Genomic DNA, 17,610 nt, shown 5'->3' with positions numbered 1-17,610 from the left:
CTTCACCTCAGAACGGAATGTCGTCGTCCATGCCGCCGAAGCCACCGCCGGACGACGCAGGGGGAGCCGCAGGACGCTGCGGACGGCTCGGCGCGCTCGACGGCGTCGCGGGCTGGCTGTAGTCGCCGCCGTAGCCACCGGCGTCACTGCCGCTCGAACCCTGACGGCCGCCCAGCATCTGCATGTTGTCGGCGCGGATCTCGGTCGTGTATCGGTCCTGACCCTGCTTGTCCTGCCACTTGCGAGTGCGCAGACTGCCCTCGACATAGACCGATGAGCCCTTCTTCAGGTACTGGCCGGCGATCTCTGCCAGCCGGCCATAAAACCCGATGCGATGCCACTCGGTCTGTTCCTTCTTCTCGCCGGTGGCCTTGTCCTTCCAGCTGTCCGTCGTGGCCACCGTGATGTTGCAGATGGCGTCGCCGTTTGGCGCATAGCGGGTTTCCGGATCGCGGCCGAGGTTGCCGACGATGATCACCTTGTTGACGCTGGCCATCAGGCAGCACCTCCCTGCGCTACGGTCAGGGCGGCCAGCGCAGGCTGAACCCAGATCGGGGCGGATGACAAAGTGAACGTTTCGCCGGCCCACGCCAGCAGCAGCGTGCGGCCCATCTCGCCGGCGATAGCCTGCGCGGCGTCCGGCGGCACTGCGTTGCCGATGCGCTCGCGCCAGTCGCTGTCGCTGAGACCGTCCAGCTCGAGCACTTCCTCCGGATCGACCAGCGACTGAAGGGCTGCCAGCTCGAGCGTGGTGAAGGGTCGGTGCCACGTGCCGTCCTCGGCGCGGATGCGCGCAACGAGGCGGTCGGCCGCAGCCGGCATGCCGAAGTCGCCGACTTGCACCGAATCGCAAACCCGCGGGTCCGCCACCGTCCACGGACCGTTGTCGTGGCAAGCCGAGGCCGACACGGCGCCGCAGCTGCTGGCCCACGGCACAACGCCGTAATGGCCGCCGGTCAGGTAGTGGTCGCCGCGCTGGCGCTGCATGCCGGGGCGCGGGTCGGCCACGGCGTAGGCGCCCTGCCCAGTGGTGCTGCCGCTGATCACGGTGCCGGCGACGCCGTCGAAGTGCGTGACGGCGTACTTGCCGAACACCTCGCCGGCTGGCCGCGGGTCGCTGACACACTGGCCAGTGCCGTGTGCGCTGGTGATGGCGCGCGCGGCTTCGTCGAAGCGCACGATGCGGAACTCGTTCGAGTGCTTCGCCGGGCCGCCGTGGCGTGGATCTGCGACGCAGTAGCTGCCCTGTCCGGGCATCGTCTTGCTGCTGATCGCGCCGGTGCTGTCGTCCCACGTGCGGACGCCGTAGGCCTGGCCATCGCGCCATTTTGCGGACGGCTCGAAGCGCGGGTCGGCGATCGAGAATGCACCATTGGTCGGCCCGCTTCTTCCAGACACGGTGCCGGCGTGCTCGCTCCAGTCGATCACGCCGAGATAGCCGGCGCGGTATTCCGGAACAATGAGGTAGTCGCGCAGCTTGCCGTCCTCGATCGCCAGCCGGTTCAGGCTGCGCCAGTCGCTGCCGGCCTGGACGAAGGCGAGGCGAACCCATGTCTTCCACATCAGCGCCGGCACGCGGTGCATCGGGCCGGCAGCCAGATCGCCCGGCAGCGGCATGCGGCCGAGCACGGTGCCCACGCCCTGCAGCGGGCGCGAAACCGGCTCGTACAGGAAGGGCGGCACCTTCGCCATGTGGCGGGCCACCAGCAGGAAGCGCTTGCGGCTCTGCGCCAGCGCGCCGAGCTGGCCGCAGTCGTGCGTGGTCTCGGCGACCGCGTAGCCGTACTGCCGCAGCAGCGCGCTGATCTGGTCGAGCAGGTGCCGGCCGCGCGTGGCGATGCGGGGCACGTTCTCGAACAGGATCAATTCGGGCGGGTCATCCGACCACGCTTCCAGCATCAGCCACACGCCGCGCAGCGTCAGGCGGTTCAGCGCCTGATACTTGTCGGTGCGGCTCTTGCCCTCGGCGAGCAGCCCGGAAAACCCCTTGCAAGGGGCGCTCAGGAAAACGATGTGCGGACGCTCGCCGCCGGCCGCGCGGTGAATGTCGGCCGTGGTGGCCTCGCGCCAGCCCGCGGCCGGCTCGGCTCCGTGGAAGGCCCGGTACTGCTCGCGGTCGAACAGATCCAGCACCGTGCCCGGCACGCCGGCCAGCCGGCTGAAGTCGCGGATCGAGGCCGGGTCGACGTCGATTCCGCCCAGGCAGCGGAAGCGGCCGACCATGTTGCCGACCCGTGCGCTCGCCGCATTGAAGCCGCGTGCGCCGCCGCCGAGGCCGCAGAACAGGTGGAAGTGACGGATGTCGCGCACGTCGTCGGGCGCGGTGGTGAAGGCGTCGCGCTTCATTCAGCACCTCGGCCGATGTCTTCAATCCGGACAACCCGAATCCCCAGCCGGTGCGCGACATGCACTTCGAGGTGCGCGCCCTTGCTGTTCTCCCATCCGGGCAGCATTGCAATCGTGTCGCAGTCGCACAGGGCCTTGATGTCGGCGCGCAGGCACTCTTCCCACGATAGGTCGGTGTCGGCGTTGATCTCGGCCGGATTCACGACCTCGATGCCTTGCGCACGCACCTTTTCCGCAGCGGCGTGAAAGGCCGGGAAGTTGTGATTGGGCAGCCCGGACATCGGTCCGCTGATGTAGATGCGCTTCATGCGGGCTGTCCTTCCTGCTGGTGCTGAACGCCCTGCGAGTATTCGTAGCGTTCCAGGCTGATGACGAATCGCAGCGCCATGGCAGCCGTCTGTATAGCCTCAGTTCGCACATCGTCACGGCTGGACTTGTGCGGCTCGTAGGTGGTCTGCAGAGTGGCTTTCGTCAGTTCGCCAAATTCCTCGCCGAGCACTGCCAACGCGTGCAGCGGATCGGTCGGCCAGGTCGGGAACTTGGTGACGGCGCGGCGGAGTTCGTCGAGGATCAGCGCGATCGGTCCATCGTTCCAGCACTCCGGATCCGCGCACCGCGGACCGCCGTGATTGCCGTCGCACTTCGCGGGCTTCTCCACCGCATGCTCGCCAAGTCCGATCGGGCACGGCGAGACCGGGCACTCCGCGCAGTACCGATGAGGTGCTGCGTGCGGGCAGTCTTCGAATCGAACCTCGCAGAGCATGCGCACTGTGTCTGCGCACTCGCGCAGCGCTGCTCGGCGGTCTGCGCTTCCTGCGCCGCAATCGGCTTCGGATTGCCACTTCCCTGCCAGCGCGGCCAGTGTCGAAAGCTGTATGGAGTCCATCACGCCGCCTCCCGCATCTGGCCCACGACGCCGCCATCGATCCAGTGCGCCTGCATGCTGTCCGGCAGGCCACCGGGCAGTGCCTTGAGCGTCCCGAACACCAGCGCCGTGTCGATCTCGTCGGCCTCGGTCAGTGCGTCAAGCCATTCCAGCGCGTCCGCGCGGCCGGCCAGGTCCAGCACGTCGAAGCGATCCAGCACCAGCAAGCGCAGCCCGGACAGATAGCTGACGGCCTCAGCGATCATCGCGTCGGCGCGCCACTTCTCGGACTCGCTGAGCAGCGCGTAGGGGCGGCCATCTCCCGTGATCTCCATGTCGGCCGTGATCTGCGGAATCGACCAGCCAGCAGCAACAGCGCTGGCGCCCAGCCGTGCATTCATCGGTCCGAGCGCCTCGGCCAGCATCTCGCCCGGGATGCCGTCCGGCGACAGCGCGTCGGCGATCTCCAGCCACGCCAGCACGTCGGCGTGGTGCCGGGAGGCCTCGGCAACAACCTTCTCCTGCCGCGCGGCCAGCTCGGTCAGCGCCTTGTACTTCTCGACATCGGCACGCCACGCGTCGCGCGCCTCGATCTTCTGCTGCACGTCCTCGCTCAGCTCGTCGAAGTTCTGCGCATCGCCGCCAGCGGCAGCGGCATCAAGGGCCTGCAGCGCGGACTCTGCAGCTTCGGCTGCCGCCAGATCGCGCCGACCGTTGGCTACAGCGCTCTGCATCAGGTCGCGCGCCTTCTCGTACTCGGCGAGCTTCGCGGCGGCCTGCGCATCTTCGGCCGGAGCCGTTGCGCTTTGCGCGCGGTATTCGGCGACGTGCGCGCGAGCGCGGTTCAGCAACGCCTGGTCCCATTCGAGGATCTCGCCGGAGTCGCTCACCACGATGCCGGTGCTGGCCTCCGCGATGCCGAGAAACTCGGCGGCGACCTCGGCGAGGCCGCGCAGCACGGCGTCCTCCAGCACGGCACGCACCTTCTTCACGCCGCCGGCTGCTGCCTTCGCGTCGGCGACCTTCGCCTGCCAGTCGGCCAGTTCAGCCTCGTCCTTGGCCAGCTTCGCGCGGATGCGCTCGATACGGCCGGCGCGCTCTTCCAGCTGCACGCGCTGCTGCTCCTGCTCCTCGCATGCCTGTGCTGCGGAGCGCGCAGCACCCAGCGCCTGCTGCGCCGTGGCCAGTGCACCGTCGGCCTCGGTCAGCTTGGTGCGGGCGTTCTCCAGTCGCGCACCGGCCCGGTCGGCACCTTCCGGCAGGGCGGCGGGGCGCCAGCCGGCCGCCTTGTCCTTGCCCCATGTCTCGCCACCGGTGACCGTCTTCCACGCGGCCTTCGCATCACGTGCGCGGTTCTGGGCTTCCTTGCAGGCGGCTTCGAAGCCGGCGCGCAGCAGCGGCATCACCAGCGCGACGCGGGCGTCGTCGAATCCCTTGTCGGCCAGGCGCTTCTTCACTGCCTCGCCGCTGGAGCTGAGTCCCATGAGCCCGAACAGGAAGGCGCGCCGCTCGTCCGGCGACAGGCTGGCGAAGCGCTGGGCGTCCAGCACATAGTTGATGGCGCCTGCTTCGAAGCATGTGCCCTTGCCGCTCGGCAGTGCTACGGCATAGGCGCCGCCGTCCGCCACGACTTCCACGAAGCCGGACTCGGCGCCCTCGGTGAGTAGGGACGCGTATTCCTTCTTCAGGCTGACGCGGACGGTCTCACCGGTGAGCGCGTGCCGGATGCCTTCCATCAGGCTGGACTTGCCGGCACCGTTGCGGCCGGCGAATAGCTGGACCGGGCGATCGAGCACGATGTCGGCCGCGCGGATACCCAGGTAGTTCTGGGCGGAGATTCGGGTGATCTTCATTGTTGCGCCTCCTCGTCTTCTTCCGGAACCCAGCCTTTGACTTCGTACGCAAAGGCCGTCCACTTCTTCTTCTGCTCGTCGGTCATGTCCCGCCATGCAGGGGCGATGTCGCTTTCCACCACCATCCCGCCCTTCAGAGAGAAGCGTCCGCAATTGCTGCCGACGTCCTCATCCGCGAACACGACTTCGATGGTGTCTTCCGGAAATCGCTTGGAAAGCTCGGTGAGCACTCCAGCCGGGCACGACCATGCGGTGTCAAATGTCGCGGTCCCTTCCTCGGGGTCCGAAGTCGGTTCGCATGCATTCCACTTCGTGCCCCACACCTTGCGAGCGAAATCCATGGAGTGCAGGTACCCGCAGGCGCGGTAGTTCTCCAGCATGCCGACGAACTGAGAGAAGTCCTCGTCGCTCAATTTCCTGATGTCGAATCGAGCCCGATTGCCGGCTTCCAGAGATGCGATCAATGGGTTCTGGTTCAGGGGGGTGCCGCAAACGATCTCTGCGGCCATTTCGGCGTTGCATGAGATGCCATCCCACTCGTCCCGCGGACCAGGGAAGGGGCATGTAGCGGAGAAATCAACCCGCCCTTCGGCGTTGAGCATTGCTTGAATCACATGCTTCGGAGCGCGGATTCGGTTGGTTACCCAGTTCGGCATGATTAGGCCGCCTTCCTTTCCTGTTCGGCGCGGTCGACGAGGTCGTCGCGCTTCGGCACCTCAATGCCGCCGTGTGCCTCGATCAGCGCCAAGAAGGTCTGCTCGATCTCGCTGGCCTCCAGCAGGAACTGCGCGTCGAAGTGCTCGATCTCGTTGTCGGTCGGCTCTTGCGACTCGGTGAGCACGTCCAGCATCACGATCCGCTTCAGCTCCAGTTCGCTCCCGAGGATGAAGCTCATGCGGTCACGGAAGGTCAGGCCGAGATGCTCGGCGCGCTTGCCGGCCGTGATGTGGTGCCGGATCTCTTCGGCGTCGAGGCTGTGCCGGGTGTAACTGACCGCGGCCTTGCTAGCGGTGGACGACACCAGCTTGCAATCGGTGTCGATCGTGAAGTGCTTGGGTGCCTCGTCGGCTGCAAGCCATGAGGTCATTGCGCTCTGTGGGGTGAGCTGCGTCTGCACAAGACACGCGGGCACGTTCTCCAGCGCGTCGCTCAGCGCTTCCATCAGCTCGTCGGCCTTGTTCGCGCTGTTGGCGGCGACGATCAGCAGGCCACGCTGGCGGCAGATCCACGCGAGGGTCTGGCGTTTGCGCGTGAAGGCCTGCTCCAGCAGTTCGCGGGTGACCTGATCCTTGATCTCGCGGGTTTCCTTGCGGCCGGGCTTGTAGCCTTGCTCGATCTCGATGTCGGCGATACGGATGTCGACATGCTCCTGGACCACAGCAGCCGGCAGCAGTTTCTCTTCGACCTGGAAGCACACGAGGTAGCGACCATGCACTTCGTGGCAGAGCTCAGCCTGGTCGCGCGGCGGCACGAAGCCGCTGGATTCCGTCTGAGACGGCGAGCACGGCTGAAAGACGCGGCGCGACAGCAGCTCGGCGGTGCCGGCGGCATCCCACGGCCAGCCGGACGGGAGGTGGTAGGCGATTGCGGTCCGGATCATGGCGGCTTACTCCAGGCTCATCGAACGCTGGCCACGGCCACGCGGGGCGCTGGCGCGCTGCTGGTCGGCCGCTGCCTCCTCGGCGATGCGGCGCTCCATCTCGGCCGCCTCCTCGGCGGACGGCTGCCAGTTGCCGCCGGTGTTCGTGCCCTGTCCCTGTTCGACCGCGCGGAGGTCGTCGTCCTGCGGGTCGCCTGAAGTGGTAGTCCCGGTCACCTGACCTGCGGTTGTTTCCGGCGCCGGCTCATCTTCGGGTGCAGCTGGGCGCAGTGACGCGATATCAACGGAGAACTGGCCGGTGCTGTCGCGCTCGGCATCGATGATGTCGCCCGCCTCGTCCGACGAAGGCAGACCCATCAGCAGTTCGGGGGCGTAGAGCTTTCCGAAGAAGGATGCAGTCCGATACCGCAGCATGACTTCCGGCATGGTCTGCCACTTGCTGCCGGTCTTTTGGTACCAGCCTTCCTTGACAGCCATTTCCATCGAGACTGCCGGCGAGGTCACTCGCTGCCCTGTGGCCTTCTCTTCCGCCCACGCGACGCAACGCAAGTTGCGAACCTTGGTCTTGACCTTCTTCCACTGCTTCCGGCCATCAACCCATTCGACAACGTCGTACTCAACGTCCTGCTCGCCGAGGTCATCAAGATCGAAGCGCAGCGGCGTGAAGCGGCCGCAGTTGTTGATTGCGGCGATGATCCAGGTGGACGACCACGATGGCCGTCCCTCCACGATGTAGAGGTTCTGCATGACCATCAGCGGGTCAGCGTTCATCCGCTGCGCCATGTTCATGGCGATCACGCAATTCGGAATGGCGTTCGGGTTGTCCTGCCACGACACGTTCTGGCCTTGCTTCTTCTCGATCAAGGCGCGGTACTGAGCCGGCACCAGCGTCGAAGACGAGAGCAGCTTCGCCTGACGAATGGCAAGCTCGAACCCTTGGAGAGAGCCAAAGCCGGGGACGATGGCCGGAAGGCTCGGTTCGCGCGGTGCCGCGACTTGGTCGCGGACTTGTTGAAGGGATGCGGGTGCATTCATGTCGGTAGTCCTCAGTCGTGGAACGGGCAGGTCGCGTGGCGCGGGCAGTACTTCTCCGAGCAGAGCAGCGACTTGGGGTTGGGGTAGAAGCGGCCGGTCTTGAACATCTCGGCCGCGAACTGGATCAGGCCGGGGTGCTTGTCGGAACCGACCATCGCGGCACGCGCGTTGGCGATACGCCCGGTGGAAATCTCGGACGTGCCCTTGGTCTTCATTCCGATGATCTCGGCGTCGTCGGTGATGCGCTCGCCGGTGGTGTGCTCGTAGAGCAGCTCGTAGGTGCCGATCTGCGGGCCGTGGCCCTTGGTCACCGCCACACCTTTCTGGACGGCCGCAGATCCAGTCTTGATGTCGGCGATACCGACACCGTCACCGGCGCGGCGGATGCGCGCCCGGTCCATCGTGCCGGTGAGGCGCACGACGACACCCGAACCGCAGTCGATGTCCATGGGCTTCGTCGGCATCTCCACGGCGACGAAGTCGTACTTCGGCGACACCTCGATGCAGTACTTCGTGATCAGCGTTAGGCCGACGCGCTCGGCCTCGGTCATCGTGATGTCGTCGCGTTCCGGATCGAACTCGTTCTCCGGGTCGCGGAGCTTGTCGACCATCACGCCGGCTGCGTCGTCAGCGGACAGGCCGGCGCCGTCGAGACGCGCCTGGTCGAACACCGCGGTGCCGGCGTGGATTGCCGTGCCGAGCGCCGCGCGCAGGCCGACGACGTTGCGCATGCCTAGCAGATGGATGCCTTCCCAGCGGTAGGCACAGTCAAATAGCCCGGCCCACGAGCTGGCGCGCACGGTCAGAGACGGAAGACGTTCAGGCGCATTCATGCGCGGTACTCCTTCAGGTGGTTGAGGGCGCGCCGGTAGCGGCGCAGCTGGTGCTCGATTTCGCGCAGCGCTTCCGCCGTGGCGATCTGGTAGCCGGTCGCGCGCATCTGGGCGAAGCCGTCGGCGCCGACTGCCGCGATCTGCGAGGCGATGCTGTCGGCGGCCAGCACGCGCATGGCGGCATGCGCACGGCGCCAGCGCAGCCCGAGGATTCGAGCGCGCAGGGCGGCGGGGGAGGGGCGCTTATTCATCGTCCGGGCCTCCCATCTGGTCCGCGATGCGGCCGACCGCACGGGCCACGGCCCAAGCCGCAGCTGCGTAGGCCAAGCCGATGAGGATGGCGAGCAGGACGTTCATGCCGCACCTCGCGCCAGCGCGTCTGAAGCGCAGTCGGCCACAGCGGCGCCGCGCTCGGTCTGGTCGTAGGCGGCGTCACGCTCCACGACCGCCATGCGCTGGCCGGTGCCGGGAGTTGCGACGACGATGTCGCCATTCGGGCGGGTGACCAGCGAGAAGCCCAGCACGCGGGCTGCCTTGGCCACCTCGATCGCCGGCGCATTCGGGTCCGGGTCGATGCCATGCACGCCGCGCATGTACATGCAGCCGGCCACCAGCAGCGTCTGCATCAGCGCGTCGTAGCCCTGGTCCTCACCGATGGCTTTCAGCGCAGGGTTCTCGTTGCACACGGCGACGACAAGGCAATCCACGTCGTCACGCACGGTGAAGTCGTAGCGCGGGGCGTTCATGCCGCTACTCCATACCGCGCAATGTCGGCCAGGCGCGCCAGCTGCTCGGCGTGCCCCTCGTCGATCTCGGCGGCCAAATCGTCGGCTCGCGCATTGATCTCGGCGCGCGTGATCTGCTCGATCAGATCGCTGCGCAGGTCGCGCAGCACCACGATCTGGCTGCTGTCGGCACCTCCGGCGGCGAGCACGGCCAGCGCGTGGCGGGCGAAGTACTCGCAGTCGGCGCCGTGGTACTCCAGGCCGCCGTCCTTCGGGTTGTACTGGCCGGTCGCTTCGATCTGCTGCCGGACATCGGCCGCGATCTGCTGCTCCGCTCTGCTTCTGCTGTCCATGACCCCTCCATCGCGTGGTGCGCCAGTGGTGGCCGGTCGCCTACGGATGCCAGAAGAGGGCAGGGCCGGATCGGCTTAGGGCGCTGGCCCGCTCGGGGCTTTTGCTGGCGCTCAGATTCTGCGAAAACCGCAGAACATGGACGCAGAATACTGCGCGCAATTTCCTGCGTCAAGCGCAGAAAGTGCGAATTGACGGAAAAGCGGCGGGCGCAGGGCTCATCCTTTCGGATGACGACGAAAGTCGTACGCTGTCGAACACCGACGCGGATTCAGGGGGAATGGCAGATGGCGAGGAAGTGGCGGAACCGGTGGTCGATGGCGGCGCCGTTCCGGTTCTCAGCGCACGGTGTGGGGGACGTGCGGCACGTGGTCTTCGATGCCGAGGACCGGGTGATCTGCTCGCACGTACCCGCTGACCTCGGGAGGCTGTTCGCCTCAGCGCCGACGATGTACGCGACGCTTCACCAGCTGGGCGAGACGTTCGAGGAGGGTGACCCGCGGCGGGAGCTGGTCAGGCGAGCGCTGGCCAGGGCGGACGGGGAGCAGGTGTAGCGAGCGGGCAAGAATAAGCCCGCGCGCGGCGGGCTATCAATAGTTTGCGATCTGGTGCAAGTCCGTCTATTCGGCAAGCTTCCTAAGCCGAGCCAAGGCGGCTTCATCCAGCAGCCCGTTGGCGAACGCCAGCACCAGCATGGCCAGCGGAGCCGGAACCTCGCGTCCGCTCTCGTACCGGCTGCCCGCGCTCTGCGTGACCCCGAAGCGCCCCCAGAACTCAGTCTGGTTCTCGTTACGCGACACGCGGTAGGCCCTCAGGTCCGCCAACGGGTTGTCCTTCTTGCGCCTCATCGAGCCTTCCTCCATTCCCACGGCGGCACTGGCGTCCTCTCACTCCACAAGCCTCGACCTGCTGCCTTGGCATCGTCCTGCAGCTGGAACAGGCTCCGGTCGCTCGCATACCGCTCGAACACCCAGGCCATGCCGCTGCGCACCTGGTGCGCGCTGGCGTCCTGCCCCCGGCACGTCACCCGGGCGACCGTGCGCCCATAGCGGTCCCGCTTCTGCGGCCTGATCTCAGCGCGCTCGCGGAAGCACAGGTCCGACAGTGATCGCTTCGCCGCCGCCCCGAACGGCTGCCGGCTCTCCGGCGCGTCGATCTCTGCCACGCGCACGCGCAGCTGCTCGCCGCCGTCCGGGCGCACCGTGAGCGTGTCGCCGTCAGAGATGGCGACGACGAGGGCTGTCAGGAGGGGCAGCGCCACAGTTATTTTCCAGGAGCGTCAAAAGTCAGAGAACGAGCTTTAGGGTTGGCTACCCACGCACCGGAGCTCATGACCTGTAGGCACCCCGTCTGGTCTTGGAGTACGCCAGGAGAGGTTGTCTTGCATATCTCCTCGGCAGCGGTGATGCACCTTGCGCCAAGCGTCATGTCGTCAATCCAGAACTGCGAGCAGTACCCCCACACTGACAGAGGCAGCTCGGAGTTTTCGCTGTGCGCCAGCAAAACCTCAAAAGCGTTTTTCGTTCGCTTCGAACATCGGTTTGCGGCCCCAGAGTACCCAGCAGCACTCAGTTTCTGGCAGGCGCCAAGCTGAAACTCCAAAAGGCGTTCTCGATGGATCGGTTGGAAAGCGACTCGGCCAAGGTCTGGTGCCTTTGCAGTGCGATCGTCGCCCGACTTCTTGGCGACTTTTTTGATGTCCAAGAGGTCACATGCCAGGCTATTCGCCGACGACCGCCCGGGATCGCGCACAAAACGGCAAGTGGCAACCACTTCTCCGGCGCCTGCGGCGTCGATACTGGACGCCCGGCGCGCCGACTCTTCCGTGATAGGGAAGTTTTGTGGTTCAAGTGTGCCAGGCGCTGTTCTAACTATGGTCGAAGGCAGGAGGTGTAGGTCAGATATCGTGACCGCTTTCCCGCCAACAATGGCGGCACGCTTTTGCGCCACTACACGCCCACGGATATCAGCATGGTCTCCATCGCGCACTACCAGACTCTCGGTGCCGCCAGCGCAAAGCGCAGTCGAGAACAGCGCGGTCGCAATGCATGAGCGAACGTTCACCGGCGCCGGTACCGCCGATGCTCGACCATCGTCCCGATGATCCGGAACGGCTGCGAGTCGGACCGAATTGAGGGGTAGTCCTCGTTCAGCGGCACCAGTTCAACAACGTGCTCGCCGTGCTCGTTCAGCCCTCTTGGACGGAATTTCTTGAACGTTGCCTCGTTCTCGCCGTTCTTGGCGACCACAAAGTCACCAGGTGACGGCGCCAACTCCGGGTCAATGATCACAACGTCCCCTTCCTTGAAGTCCGGGAGCATCGAGTCTCCCTTGATTCGCAGCGCAAATGCACTCGCTGCCAACTCCAAGTCCGTCAAGAGCCACTCTTCTGCTCCACCAAGGTGGTAAGAATCAACTGCTTCGCTCATAAGCCCCGCCTGTACGTAACTGACTAGCGGGATGCGTCGAACCCCAACGGGGACAGGTTCAACGTTCGCTTCGCCAGCTGCGAACAGGTCTGCAACGCGGCACCCCAAGGCAGCTGCGATCTTCCGCAGCATCTCCTCGCTGGCGCCTTGTTTGCCCGTCTCGATGCGAGACAGGTTGCCGGTGTCGCTGCCGACCTCGGCTGCCAAGTCCTCGAGCGTCCACTTTACGGCCTTCCGGCGCCGTCTGATTTCGTCACCAACTTTCATATTCGCATTGTCCGGGCGGTTCTGCGTTCCACGCAAAGCGCGATCCGCAGAATCTGCTTGACTTTGGTTCTGCGATATCCGCAGAATTTGGGGTGAAGCAACTTCACCAAGGTTGATCGACATGAATACCCCCCTCAGGGCCGCCCGCCTCGCGCGAAAGAAGACGTTGCAGGAGGTCGCGGTCGCCGTCAGCAGTGACACGGGAAACCTGTCGCGCATCGAGCGCGGTGAGCAGGTCCCGTCGAAGGAGCTGACCGATGCACTGGTCGCGTACTTCGAAGGCGAGGTCACGGAGATGCAGATCATGTGGCCCGAACGCTTCGTTGCCGAACCCGGCACCGACCGGGCCGTCGCCTGATGAACGCCCGTTTCTCATCCACGCCCACCTCCTCCGGTCGTGGCCTTCAACCCCTGCCTGTTGAGGTTTGCCGCCGGTCGGCTGATTTCTGTGGAGCGGGCAGGGGTCTTTCTCTTCCCCGCCGTCGAAAAAATTTTCGGCAGCTTCCAACCTGTAACGCAACCTGTAATCAGGGCGCGTTGCATCAATTCCGCTGATGGTGGCAGCCATGCAACGTGAAATGCCGTTCCTCGACGCCTTGCCGAAATCCAGCTGGGTGGCCAATTCCATCGTTACAGGTTGGCAGACCTACCGCGACGCGGTGGTCTGGTGCTGGCAGAACCGCCGGCGCAATAGCCGCGACGAGATCGGTGATCAGTCGATGTTCGCGCGGTCGTCCGGCGCCCACCGTCCCCACGTGAGTCGGATGCTCAACCCGCACACGAAGGCGCCGATGGATCTGCCGCCGGATCTGACCCCGAGCTTCGAGGCCTTCACAGGCTGGCGCGGCGTGACGCAGTACATGGCCAAGATCGGGCACACCACCGTGATGGAGCAGGTGATCGCGGAAAGGAATGCGGCATGAGTCAGTTCCTGCGTCGCTACCTCCAGGCCTTCATGGACGCCGGCTCGTTGGTGGGCCTCGTGATCGGTACCGTCGGCATCCCCGTCGCGGCTCTGGCGTTCGTTTGCTGGAGGGTGTTCGGGTGAGCCACGCCGACCATGATGTGATCGCGGCCGCGCGCGACGGCGACCTGATCGACGATGTCTCGGCCTTCTTTGCGCCGACTTCGACCGACATGGTCGACGGACTGGTGGCCAGCTACCGGCAAGACCGCGCGCGGATCGAAGCCGCGGCCGCCTTCGTCAACGGCCCGGAGTGCGTCGGAGTCCTGAACTACTTCCTCGACGGCAATTCCGACCCGGACCGCGGCCGCACGTCGCTGTCGTTGGCGGCGGGCCAGCTGTTCCAGGAGGCTGGCGCCGTCTCGGCGCTCAATGCCGCCTACTGGTCGAAGGCGCTGAACCTGACCGACGTCTTCGACGCCATGCCGCAGGCAAGGCGGAACCAGTGGAACGAGCAGATCCGCTATCCGCAGGGCCGGAAGGCCGCGCGGCACAGCAGCGAGCCGGATCTTCCTCCCCTGCCGGATTTCGAGGAACAGACCGTCCGCGCGACGCTGCTGGACCTGCTGAACAGCCGCGCCAAGTTCCTGGCCGAGCGCGTGGACGGCATCTTCCGCGCGCTGTCCGGTGAGCACGTGACCAACTGCCCGGAGGGATTCGGCCGGCGCATGATCATCGCGCGGCTGATCAACGGCTACGGCAGCACGGACCACGACCGCGTCGGCTACATCAATGACCTGCGCAAGGTCATCGCGAAGTTCATGGGGCGCGACGAGCCGGGCTGGAACGCCACATCCAGCGTGGTCGACATAGCGCGCCGGCAGCACCGCGGCGAGTGGCTGACGCTGGATGGCGGCGCGCTGCGCCTGCGCGCCTACAAGTGCGGTACCGCGCACCTCGAGGTGCATCCGGACATGGCATGGCGCCTGAACTGCGTGCTGGCGCACCTCTACCCGCTCGCGATTCCCGCCCAGTTCCGCCAGCGCCCGAAGAAGAAGTCGAAGGAATTCGTGATGATGGGGCGGCCGCTGCCGTTCGCCGTGATCGATGTGCTCGGGGAGATGGTTCAGGCCGTGCGCCTGGAGAAATCGACCGACTGGCGGCGCGAGTACAACCGCATCAATATCCCGCGGGCACTGGAGTTCCGGCATGGCGGCAAGGGTGAGCCAGCCGCGCATCAGGAGGCCGCCCAGGTGCTGGCCTACATCGGAGGCGTGAAGGTTCCGAACGACCGGGGCGGCGTCCGCTTCGAGTTCGAATACGAGCCGCGCGAGGTGCTGAACGAAATCATCGCTTCCGGCTGCCTTCCGGACCAGAAGGCACACCAGTATTACCCGACACCGGCGACCGTGGCCGCGGCGGCGATCGAGGCCGCGCAGATCGGGCCGGACGACGTGTGCCTGGAGCCGAGCGCCGGCACCGGTGCGCTGGCTGAACTGATGCCGAAGGATCGGACGCTGTGCGTCGAAATCAGCCCGCTGCACTGCAAGGTGCTGGAGGCCAAAGGCTTTTCGTTGACCTGCTGCGACTTCCTCACGATGGCAACTTCTCTTCGGGTCGACCGCATCGTGATGAACCCACCGTTCAGCGAAGGCCGGTGGCAGGCGCACCTCGAGCACGCCGCGGAGATGCTGGCCAAGGGTGGTCGCCTCGTCGCCATCCTGCCGGCCAGCGCCAAGGGAAAGGACGTTCTGCCCGGCTGGTCTTGCGAGTGGTCACGCACCTACGACAACGAGTTCGCCGGCACCAGCGTGTCGGTGGTGATCCTGACGGCGGTGCGCGGATGAACCTGGCCTACCAGATCAACATGCACCTCGCCGCCCACATGCGGCAATGGCCGCGCGCGGACCGCGAGCAGGTGCGTCGCGATATCACGCGCCGGCTGCGAGCCGGCGATTCGTGGCTGTGGCCGGAGCCGGTGCAGATGGAGATGTTCGCGTGATCCAGTGGTCTGAATCCATGATCGCCCGGGCCATCGCGCTGCAGACGCTGGCCCGGAAGTGCGTCGTGCTGGTCGACAACTGCGGCTGGACCGGTCACGAGTGCGACGTGCTGGCCGTCACCACCGACCTGCGCATCATCGACGTCGAGGTGAAGATCAGCCGCGCCGATCTGAAGGCCGACGCGAAGAAGGACAAGTGGTGGCGGCGCACCTTTCTCGGCTACGGAGAGCGCAAAGAGACTTTCAACGAGGCCGGCAGGCTGATCCGCGTCGAGCGGCCGAGCCTGTACGACGTCAAGGCGCGCCAGCACCCGCCGAAGGTCTGGAAGCACTACTACGCCATGCCGGCCGATATCTGGAAGCCGGAGCTACTGGACTGCCTGCCGAGCCCGGCGAGCGGCGTACTGCTGTTGCGCGCGATGAGGTCGCGCATCGACGTGGAGTGCATCCGCCGCGCAACGCCGGCCAAGGATGCCTACAAGCTTACGCCTGAGCAGGTCATGGACATTGCGCGGCTGGCGAACCTTCGCATGTGGGAGGCCTATCACCGGCGCGACCAGTCGAAGCAGCAGGAGGCCGTGAATGCGTGACTACGCCAAGGTCTCCCCCAAATTCTGGTGCGGTGCCACCGGAAAGGCGCTGCGCGCTCAGGGGCAGGAGGCGCTGGTCGTCGGCCTGTACCTGATGACCAGCCCGCACGCGAACATGCTCGGCCTGTACTACCTGCCGATCACCTTCATCGCGCATGAAACCGGATTGGGCATAGAAGGGGCTTCGAAGGGGCTTCAAAGGGCCATCGAAGCGGGGTTTTGCCTCTACGACGAGGCCTCCGAAGTGGTGTGGGTGATGGAGATGGCGAAGTACCAGATCGCCGAGTCCCTGAAGCCCAACGACCTGCGGGTAAAGGGGGTGCAGAACGACTACACCGCACTGCCTTCAAACCCTTTCCTGTCGCCGTTTTTCGACAAATACGCCGAGGCGTTCTGCATGTCTTCGCGACGTGAATCGGCGGTTTCGAGACAAGCCCCTTCGAAGCCCCTTCGAAGCCAAGAACAAGAGCAGGAACAAGAGCAAGAACAGGAACCCCTCCCTTCGGTCGGGGGTGCAGGGGGTGGTCAACCGCCGCAGCCCCAGCAGCCCGATGCTTCGCCTTCGGCTCCGCCAGCCACCACAACCCCGCCGCCATCGTCGCCGTCCGAAGGCCACGATCCTCGCCAGCAGGGCGAGCAGACAGCCGATGCTGCGCGCGGATCACGGTTGCCGCGTGACTGGGTGTTGCCGAAGGCCTGGGGAGACTGGGCGCTGAGCGAGCGCCCGGACTGGTCGGCTGACGACGTGCGCCGTGCTGCCGATCGCTTCCGCGACCACTGGCTGGCGAAGGCCGGCCAGCAGGCACGGAAGGTCGATTGGCTCGCCACGTGGCGGAACTGGGTGCGCGACGAGACCGGGCCCCGCCGGCCGCGCGCACCGCCTGTCGCTCCGCCACGAGGCACGGAGAACCTTAGCCCGGCAGGGCAACAGACCGCCGCAGCGGTTCAGCGCTGGCTGGCGAATTCCAACCCGCAGGAGGCAGTGTCCGATGATCGAAACGGATAAGACGCGGTTCGCTCAGGCGCTGATGGCGCTGGCCGAGTACTACGGAAAGCCGCTGTCGGACGGCGTTGTGGCGCTGTACTGGCAAGGGCTTCAGGACCTCGACATCGGCGCCGTCGAGTCGGCCATCGGCCGGCACATGTGCAACCCCGATACGGGGCAGTTCATGCCGAAGGTCGCCGACCTGCGCCGCATGATCGGCGGGCGTACGACGGATGCGGCAGCCGTGGCTTGGTCGAAGGTCGATCGCGCCGTGCGATGCGTCGGGCCGTACCGGTCCGTGGCGTTCGACGATCCGCTGATTCACGCCGTCGTGACCGACATGGGCGGCTGGGTGCTGCTGACCGGCAAGAGCGAGGACGAGTGGCCGTTCGTGGCCCGCGAGTTCGAGAACCGGTACCGCGGGTACGCCATGCGCAGCGAGCGGCCGGCCTATCCGCCGGTGCTGATCGGCATCCAGCAAGCCGACGCCGAGCGACGGGGCTTCAAGCCCGAAGCGCCGACGCTGATCGGCGATGCCGGCGCCGCCCGCCTGGTTCTCGCCGGTGGCTCAGCAGCTGGCGTGTTGCGGATCACCCACGAGGCGACGGCGGCATGAGGCGCGAGGCATCGATCCCGAAGATGTCCGCCGACGCCGGCGACAAGGAATGGGCGAAGCGCCTGCGCCGGATGTACCTCGCCGGCGAGCGGCTGAGGCCGGCGCAGATCGCCATGGCGTCGGCGGCATTGGGTGAGACGTGGAGCGACGGACGGTGCATGCCCAGGGTCAGCGAGGAAGCGTGACGGACTGCGATTGCTGCGCGAGGG

At 66.1% G+C, this 17,610-nt stretch carries 25 protein-coding genes; 10 read left to right on the top strand and 15 right to left on the bottom strand.

Features of this window, described 5'->3' with window-relative positions:
* Positions 1 to 7: 7 nt before the first annotated feature.
* From ssb to WJU27_RS08065, 12 genes are all read right to left on the bottom strand, one after another.
* Positions 8 to 496: a single-stranded DNA-binding protein gene (gene ssb / locus WJU27_RS08120; RefSeq protein ID WP_341421761.1), complete on the bottom strand. Its 489-nt coding sequence runs from the start codon at positions 494 to 496 to the stop codon at positions 8 to 10.
* Positions 496 to 2,346, bottom strand: a complete 1,851-nt coding sequence (locus WJU27_RS08115; protein WP_341421760.1) for a DNA cytosine methyltransferase — start codon at positions 2,344 to 2,346, stop codon at positions 496 to 498. Before WJU27_RS08115 ends, ssb begins: the two co-directional genes overlap by 1 nt.
* Positions 2,343 to 2,654, bottom strand: coding sequence for a DUF4406 domain-containing protein (locus tag WJU27_RS08110; RefSeq protein ID WP_341421759.1), 312 nt, complete (start codon positions 2,652 to 2,654; stop codon positions 2,343 to 2,345). The genes WJU27_RS08115 and WJU27_RS08110 overlap by 4 nt, the downstream gene beginning before the upstream one ends.
* Entirely contained in the window at positions 2,651 to 3,232 is a 582-nt protein-coding gene (locus WJU27_RS08105) for a hypothetical protein (RefSeq protein ID WP_341421758.1), read from the bottom strand. Before WJU27_RS08105 ends, WJU27_RS08110 begins: the two co-directional genes overlap by 4 nt.
* Positions 3,232 to 5,064 carry an ATP-binding protein gene (locus WJU27_RS08100; protein WP_341421757.1) on the bottom strand — a complete coding sequence of 611 codons (1,833 nt, stop codon included), beginning with the start codon at positions 5,062 to 5,064 and terminating at the stop codon, positions 3,232 to 3,234. Before WJU27_RS08100 ends, WJU27_RS08105 begins: the two co-directional genes overlap by 1 nt.
* Positions 5,061 to 5,720 carry a DUF1281 family ferredoxin-like fold protein gene (locus WJU27_RS08095; protein ID WP_341421756.1) on the bottom strand — a complete coding sequence of 220 codons (660 nt, stop codon included), beginning with the start codon at positions 5,718 to 5,720 and terminating at the stop codon, positions 5,061 to 5,063. The genes WJU27_RS08100 and WJU27_RS08095 overlap by 4 nt, the downstream gene beginning before the upstream one ends.
* 2 nt (positions 5,721 to 5,722) lie before the next feature.
* Complete coding sequence (locus WJU27_RS08090) at positions 5,723 to 6,664, bottom strand: recombination-associated protein RdgC (protein ID WP_341421755.1); 942 nt, start codon at positions 6,662 to 6,664, stop codon at positions 5,723 to 5,725.
* A 6-nt stretch (positions 6,665 to 6,670) separates the two neighbouring features.
* The gene (locus WJU27_RS08085) at positions 6,671 to 7,699 is read right to left on the bottom strand and encodes a hypothetical protein (RefSeq protein WP_341421754.1); all 1,029 of its coding nucleotides are present in this window, start codon (positions 7,697 to 7,699) and stop codon (positions 6,671 to 6,673) included.
* A gap of 11 nt (positions 7,700 to 7,710) precedes the next feature.
* Positions 7,711 to 8,532 carry a RecB family exonuclease gene (locus WJU27_RS08080; protein WP_341421753.1) on the bottom strand — a complete coding sequence of 274 codons (822 nt, stop codon included), beginning with the start codon at positions 8,530 to 8,532 and terminating at the stop codon, positions 7,711 to 7,713.
* Positions 8,529 to 8,783 (bottom strand): hypothetical protein, encoded by a 255-nt coding sequence (locus tag WJU27_RS08075; RefSeq protein WP_341421752.1) that lies wholly within the window; start codon positions 8,781 to 8,783, stop codon positions 8,529 to 8,531. The genes WJU27_RS08080 and WJU27_RS08075 overlap by 4 nt, the downstream gene beginning before the upstream one ends.
* Before the next feature lie 102 nt (positions 8,784 to 8,885).
* Entirely contained in the window at positions 8,886 to 9,278 is a 393-nt protein-coding gene (locus tag WJU27_RS08070) for a hypothetical protein (protein WP_341421751.1), read from the bottom strand.
* Positions 9,275 to 9,610, bottom strand: coding sequence for a hypothetical protein (locus tag WJU27_RS08065; RefSeq protein WP_341421750.1), 336 nt, complete (start codon positions 9,608 to 9,610; stop codon positions 9,275 to 9,277). Before WJU27_RS08065 ends, WJU27_RS08070 begins: the two co-directional genes overlap by 4 nt.
* A 285-nt stretch (positions 9,611 to 9,895) precedes the next feature.
* On the opposite strand from WJU27_RS08065, the gene WJU27_RS08060 reads away from it, so the two are divergent.
* Positions 9,896 to 10,162, top strand: a complete 267-nt coding sequence (locus WJU27_RS08060) for a hypothetical protein (protein ID WP_341421749.1) — start codon at positions 9,896 to 9,898, stop codon at positions 10,160 to 10,162.
* A gap of 66 nt (positions 10,163 to 10,228) precedes the next feature.
* Here WJU27_RS08060 and WJU27_RS08055 read toward each other — a convergent pair whose 3' ends face one another.
* The 3 genes from WJU27_RS08055 to WJU27_RS08045 form a co-directional block, all read right to left on the bottom strand.
* Positions 10,229 to 10,456, bottom strand: coding sequence for a hypothetical protein (locus WJU27_RS08055; protein WP_341421748.1), 228 nt, complete (start codon positions 10,454 to 10,456; stop codon positions 10,229 to 10,231).
* The gene (locus WJU27_RS08050; protein ID WP_341421747.1) at positions 10,453 to 10,869 is read right to left on the bottom strand and encodes a thermonuclease family protein; all 417 of its coding nucleotides are present in this window, start codon (positions 10,867 to 10,869) and stop codon (positions 10,453 to 10,455) included. The genes WJU27_RS08055 and WJU27_RS08050 overlap by 4 nt, the downstream gene beginning before the upstream one ends.
* 799 nt (positions 10,870 to 11,668) lie before the next feature.
* A complete protein-coding gene (locus tag WJU27_RS08045) occupies positions 11,669 to 12,427 on the bottom strand; it encodes a LexA family protein (protein ID WP_341421746.1) in 759 nt (252 codons plus the stop codon).
* Between WJU27_RS08045 and WJU27_RS08040 the strand changes: the two genes are divergently transcribed.
* From WJU27_RS08040 to WJU27_RS08000, 9 genes are all read left to right on the top strand, one after another.
* Positions 12,426 to 12,662, top strand: a complete 237-nt coding sequence (locus WJU27_RS08040) for a helix-turn-helix domain-containing protein (RefSeq protein ID WP_341421745.1) — start codon at positions 12,426 to 12,428, stop codon at positions 12,660 to 12,662. The genes WJU27_RS08045 and WJU27_RS08040 overlap by 2 nt on opposite strands.
* A gap of 208 nt (positions 12,663 to 12,870) precedes the next feature.
* Positions 12,871 to 13,227 (top strand): hypothetical protein, encoded by a 357-nt coding sequence (locus WJU27_RS08035; RefSeq protein WP_341421744.1) that lies wholly within the window; start codon positions 12,871 to 12,873, stop codon positions 13,225 to 13,227.
* Entirely contained in the window at positions 13,224 to 13,352 is a 129-nt protein-coding gene (locus tag WJU27_RS08030) for a hypothetical protein (protein ID WP_341421743.1), read from the top strand. Before WJU27_RS08035 ends, WJU27_RS08030 begins: the two co-directional genes overlap by 4 nt.
* Entirely contained in the window at positions 13,349 to 15,055 is a 1,707-nt protein-coding gene (locus WJU27_RS08025) for a class I SAM-dependent methyltransferase (RefSeq protein WP_341421742.1), read from the top strand. The genes WJU27_RS08030 and WJU27_RS08025 overlap by 4 nt, the downstream gene beginning before the upstream one ends.
* A complete protein-coding gene (locus WJU27_RS08020; RefSeq protein WP_341421741.1) occupies positions 15,052 to 15,210 on the top strand; it encodes a hypothetical protein in 159 nt (52 codons plus the stop codon). Before WJU27_RS08025 ends, WJU27_RS08020 begins: the two co-directional genes overlap by 4 nt.
* Positions 15,207 to 15,800 carry a hypothetical protein gene (locus WJU27_RS08015; RefSeq protein WP_341421740.1) on the top strand — a complete coding sequence of 198 codons (594 nt, stop codon included), beginning with the start codon at positions 15,207 to 15,209 and terminating at the stop codon, positions 15,798 to 15,800. The genes WJU27_RS08020 and WJU27_RS08015 overlap by 4 nt, the downstream gene beginning before the upstream one ends.
* Complete coding sequence (locus tag WJU27_RS08010; protein ID WP_341421739.1) at positions 15,793 to 16,806, top strand: hypothetical protein; 1,014 nt, start codon at positions 15,793 to 15,795, stop codon at positions 16,804 to 16,806. The genes WJU27_RS08015 and WJU27_RS08010 overlap by 8 nt, the downstream gene beginning before the upstream one ends.
* Entirely contained in the window at positions 16,790 to 17,401 is a 612-nt protein-coding gene (locus WJU27_RS08005; RefSeq protein WP_341421738.1) for a DUF6475 domain-containing protein, read from the top strand. The genes WJU27_RS08010 and WJU27_RS08005 overlap by 17 nt, the downstream gene beginning before the upstream one ends.
* The gene (locus tag WJU27_RS08000) at positions 17,398 to 17,586 is read left to right on the top strand and encodes a hypothetical protein (protein WP_341421737.1); all 189 of its coding nucleotides are present in this window, start codon (positions 17,398 to 17,400) and stop codon (positions 17,584 to 17,586) included. The genes WJU27_RS08005 and WJU27_RS08000 overlap by 4 nt, the downstream gene beginning before the upstream one ends.
* Positions 17,587 to 17,610: the final 24 nt, after the last annotated feature.

Origin of the sequence: Methyloversatilis sp. NSM2 (genome assembly GCF_038066675.1) — a bacterium.
GTDB lineage: Bacteria > Pseudomonadota > Gammaproteobacteria > Burkholderiales > Rhodocyclaceae > Methyloversatilis > Methyloversatilis discipulorum_A.
Note: the sequence above shows the minus strand (reverse complement) of the source record. Positions and strands in the feature narration are given on the sequence as shown.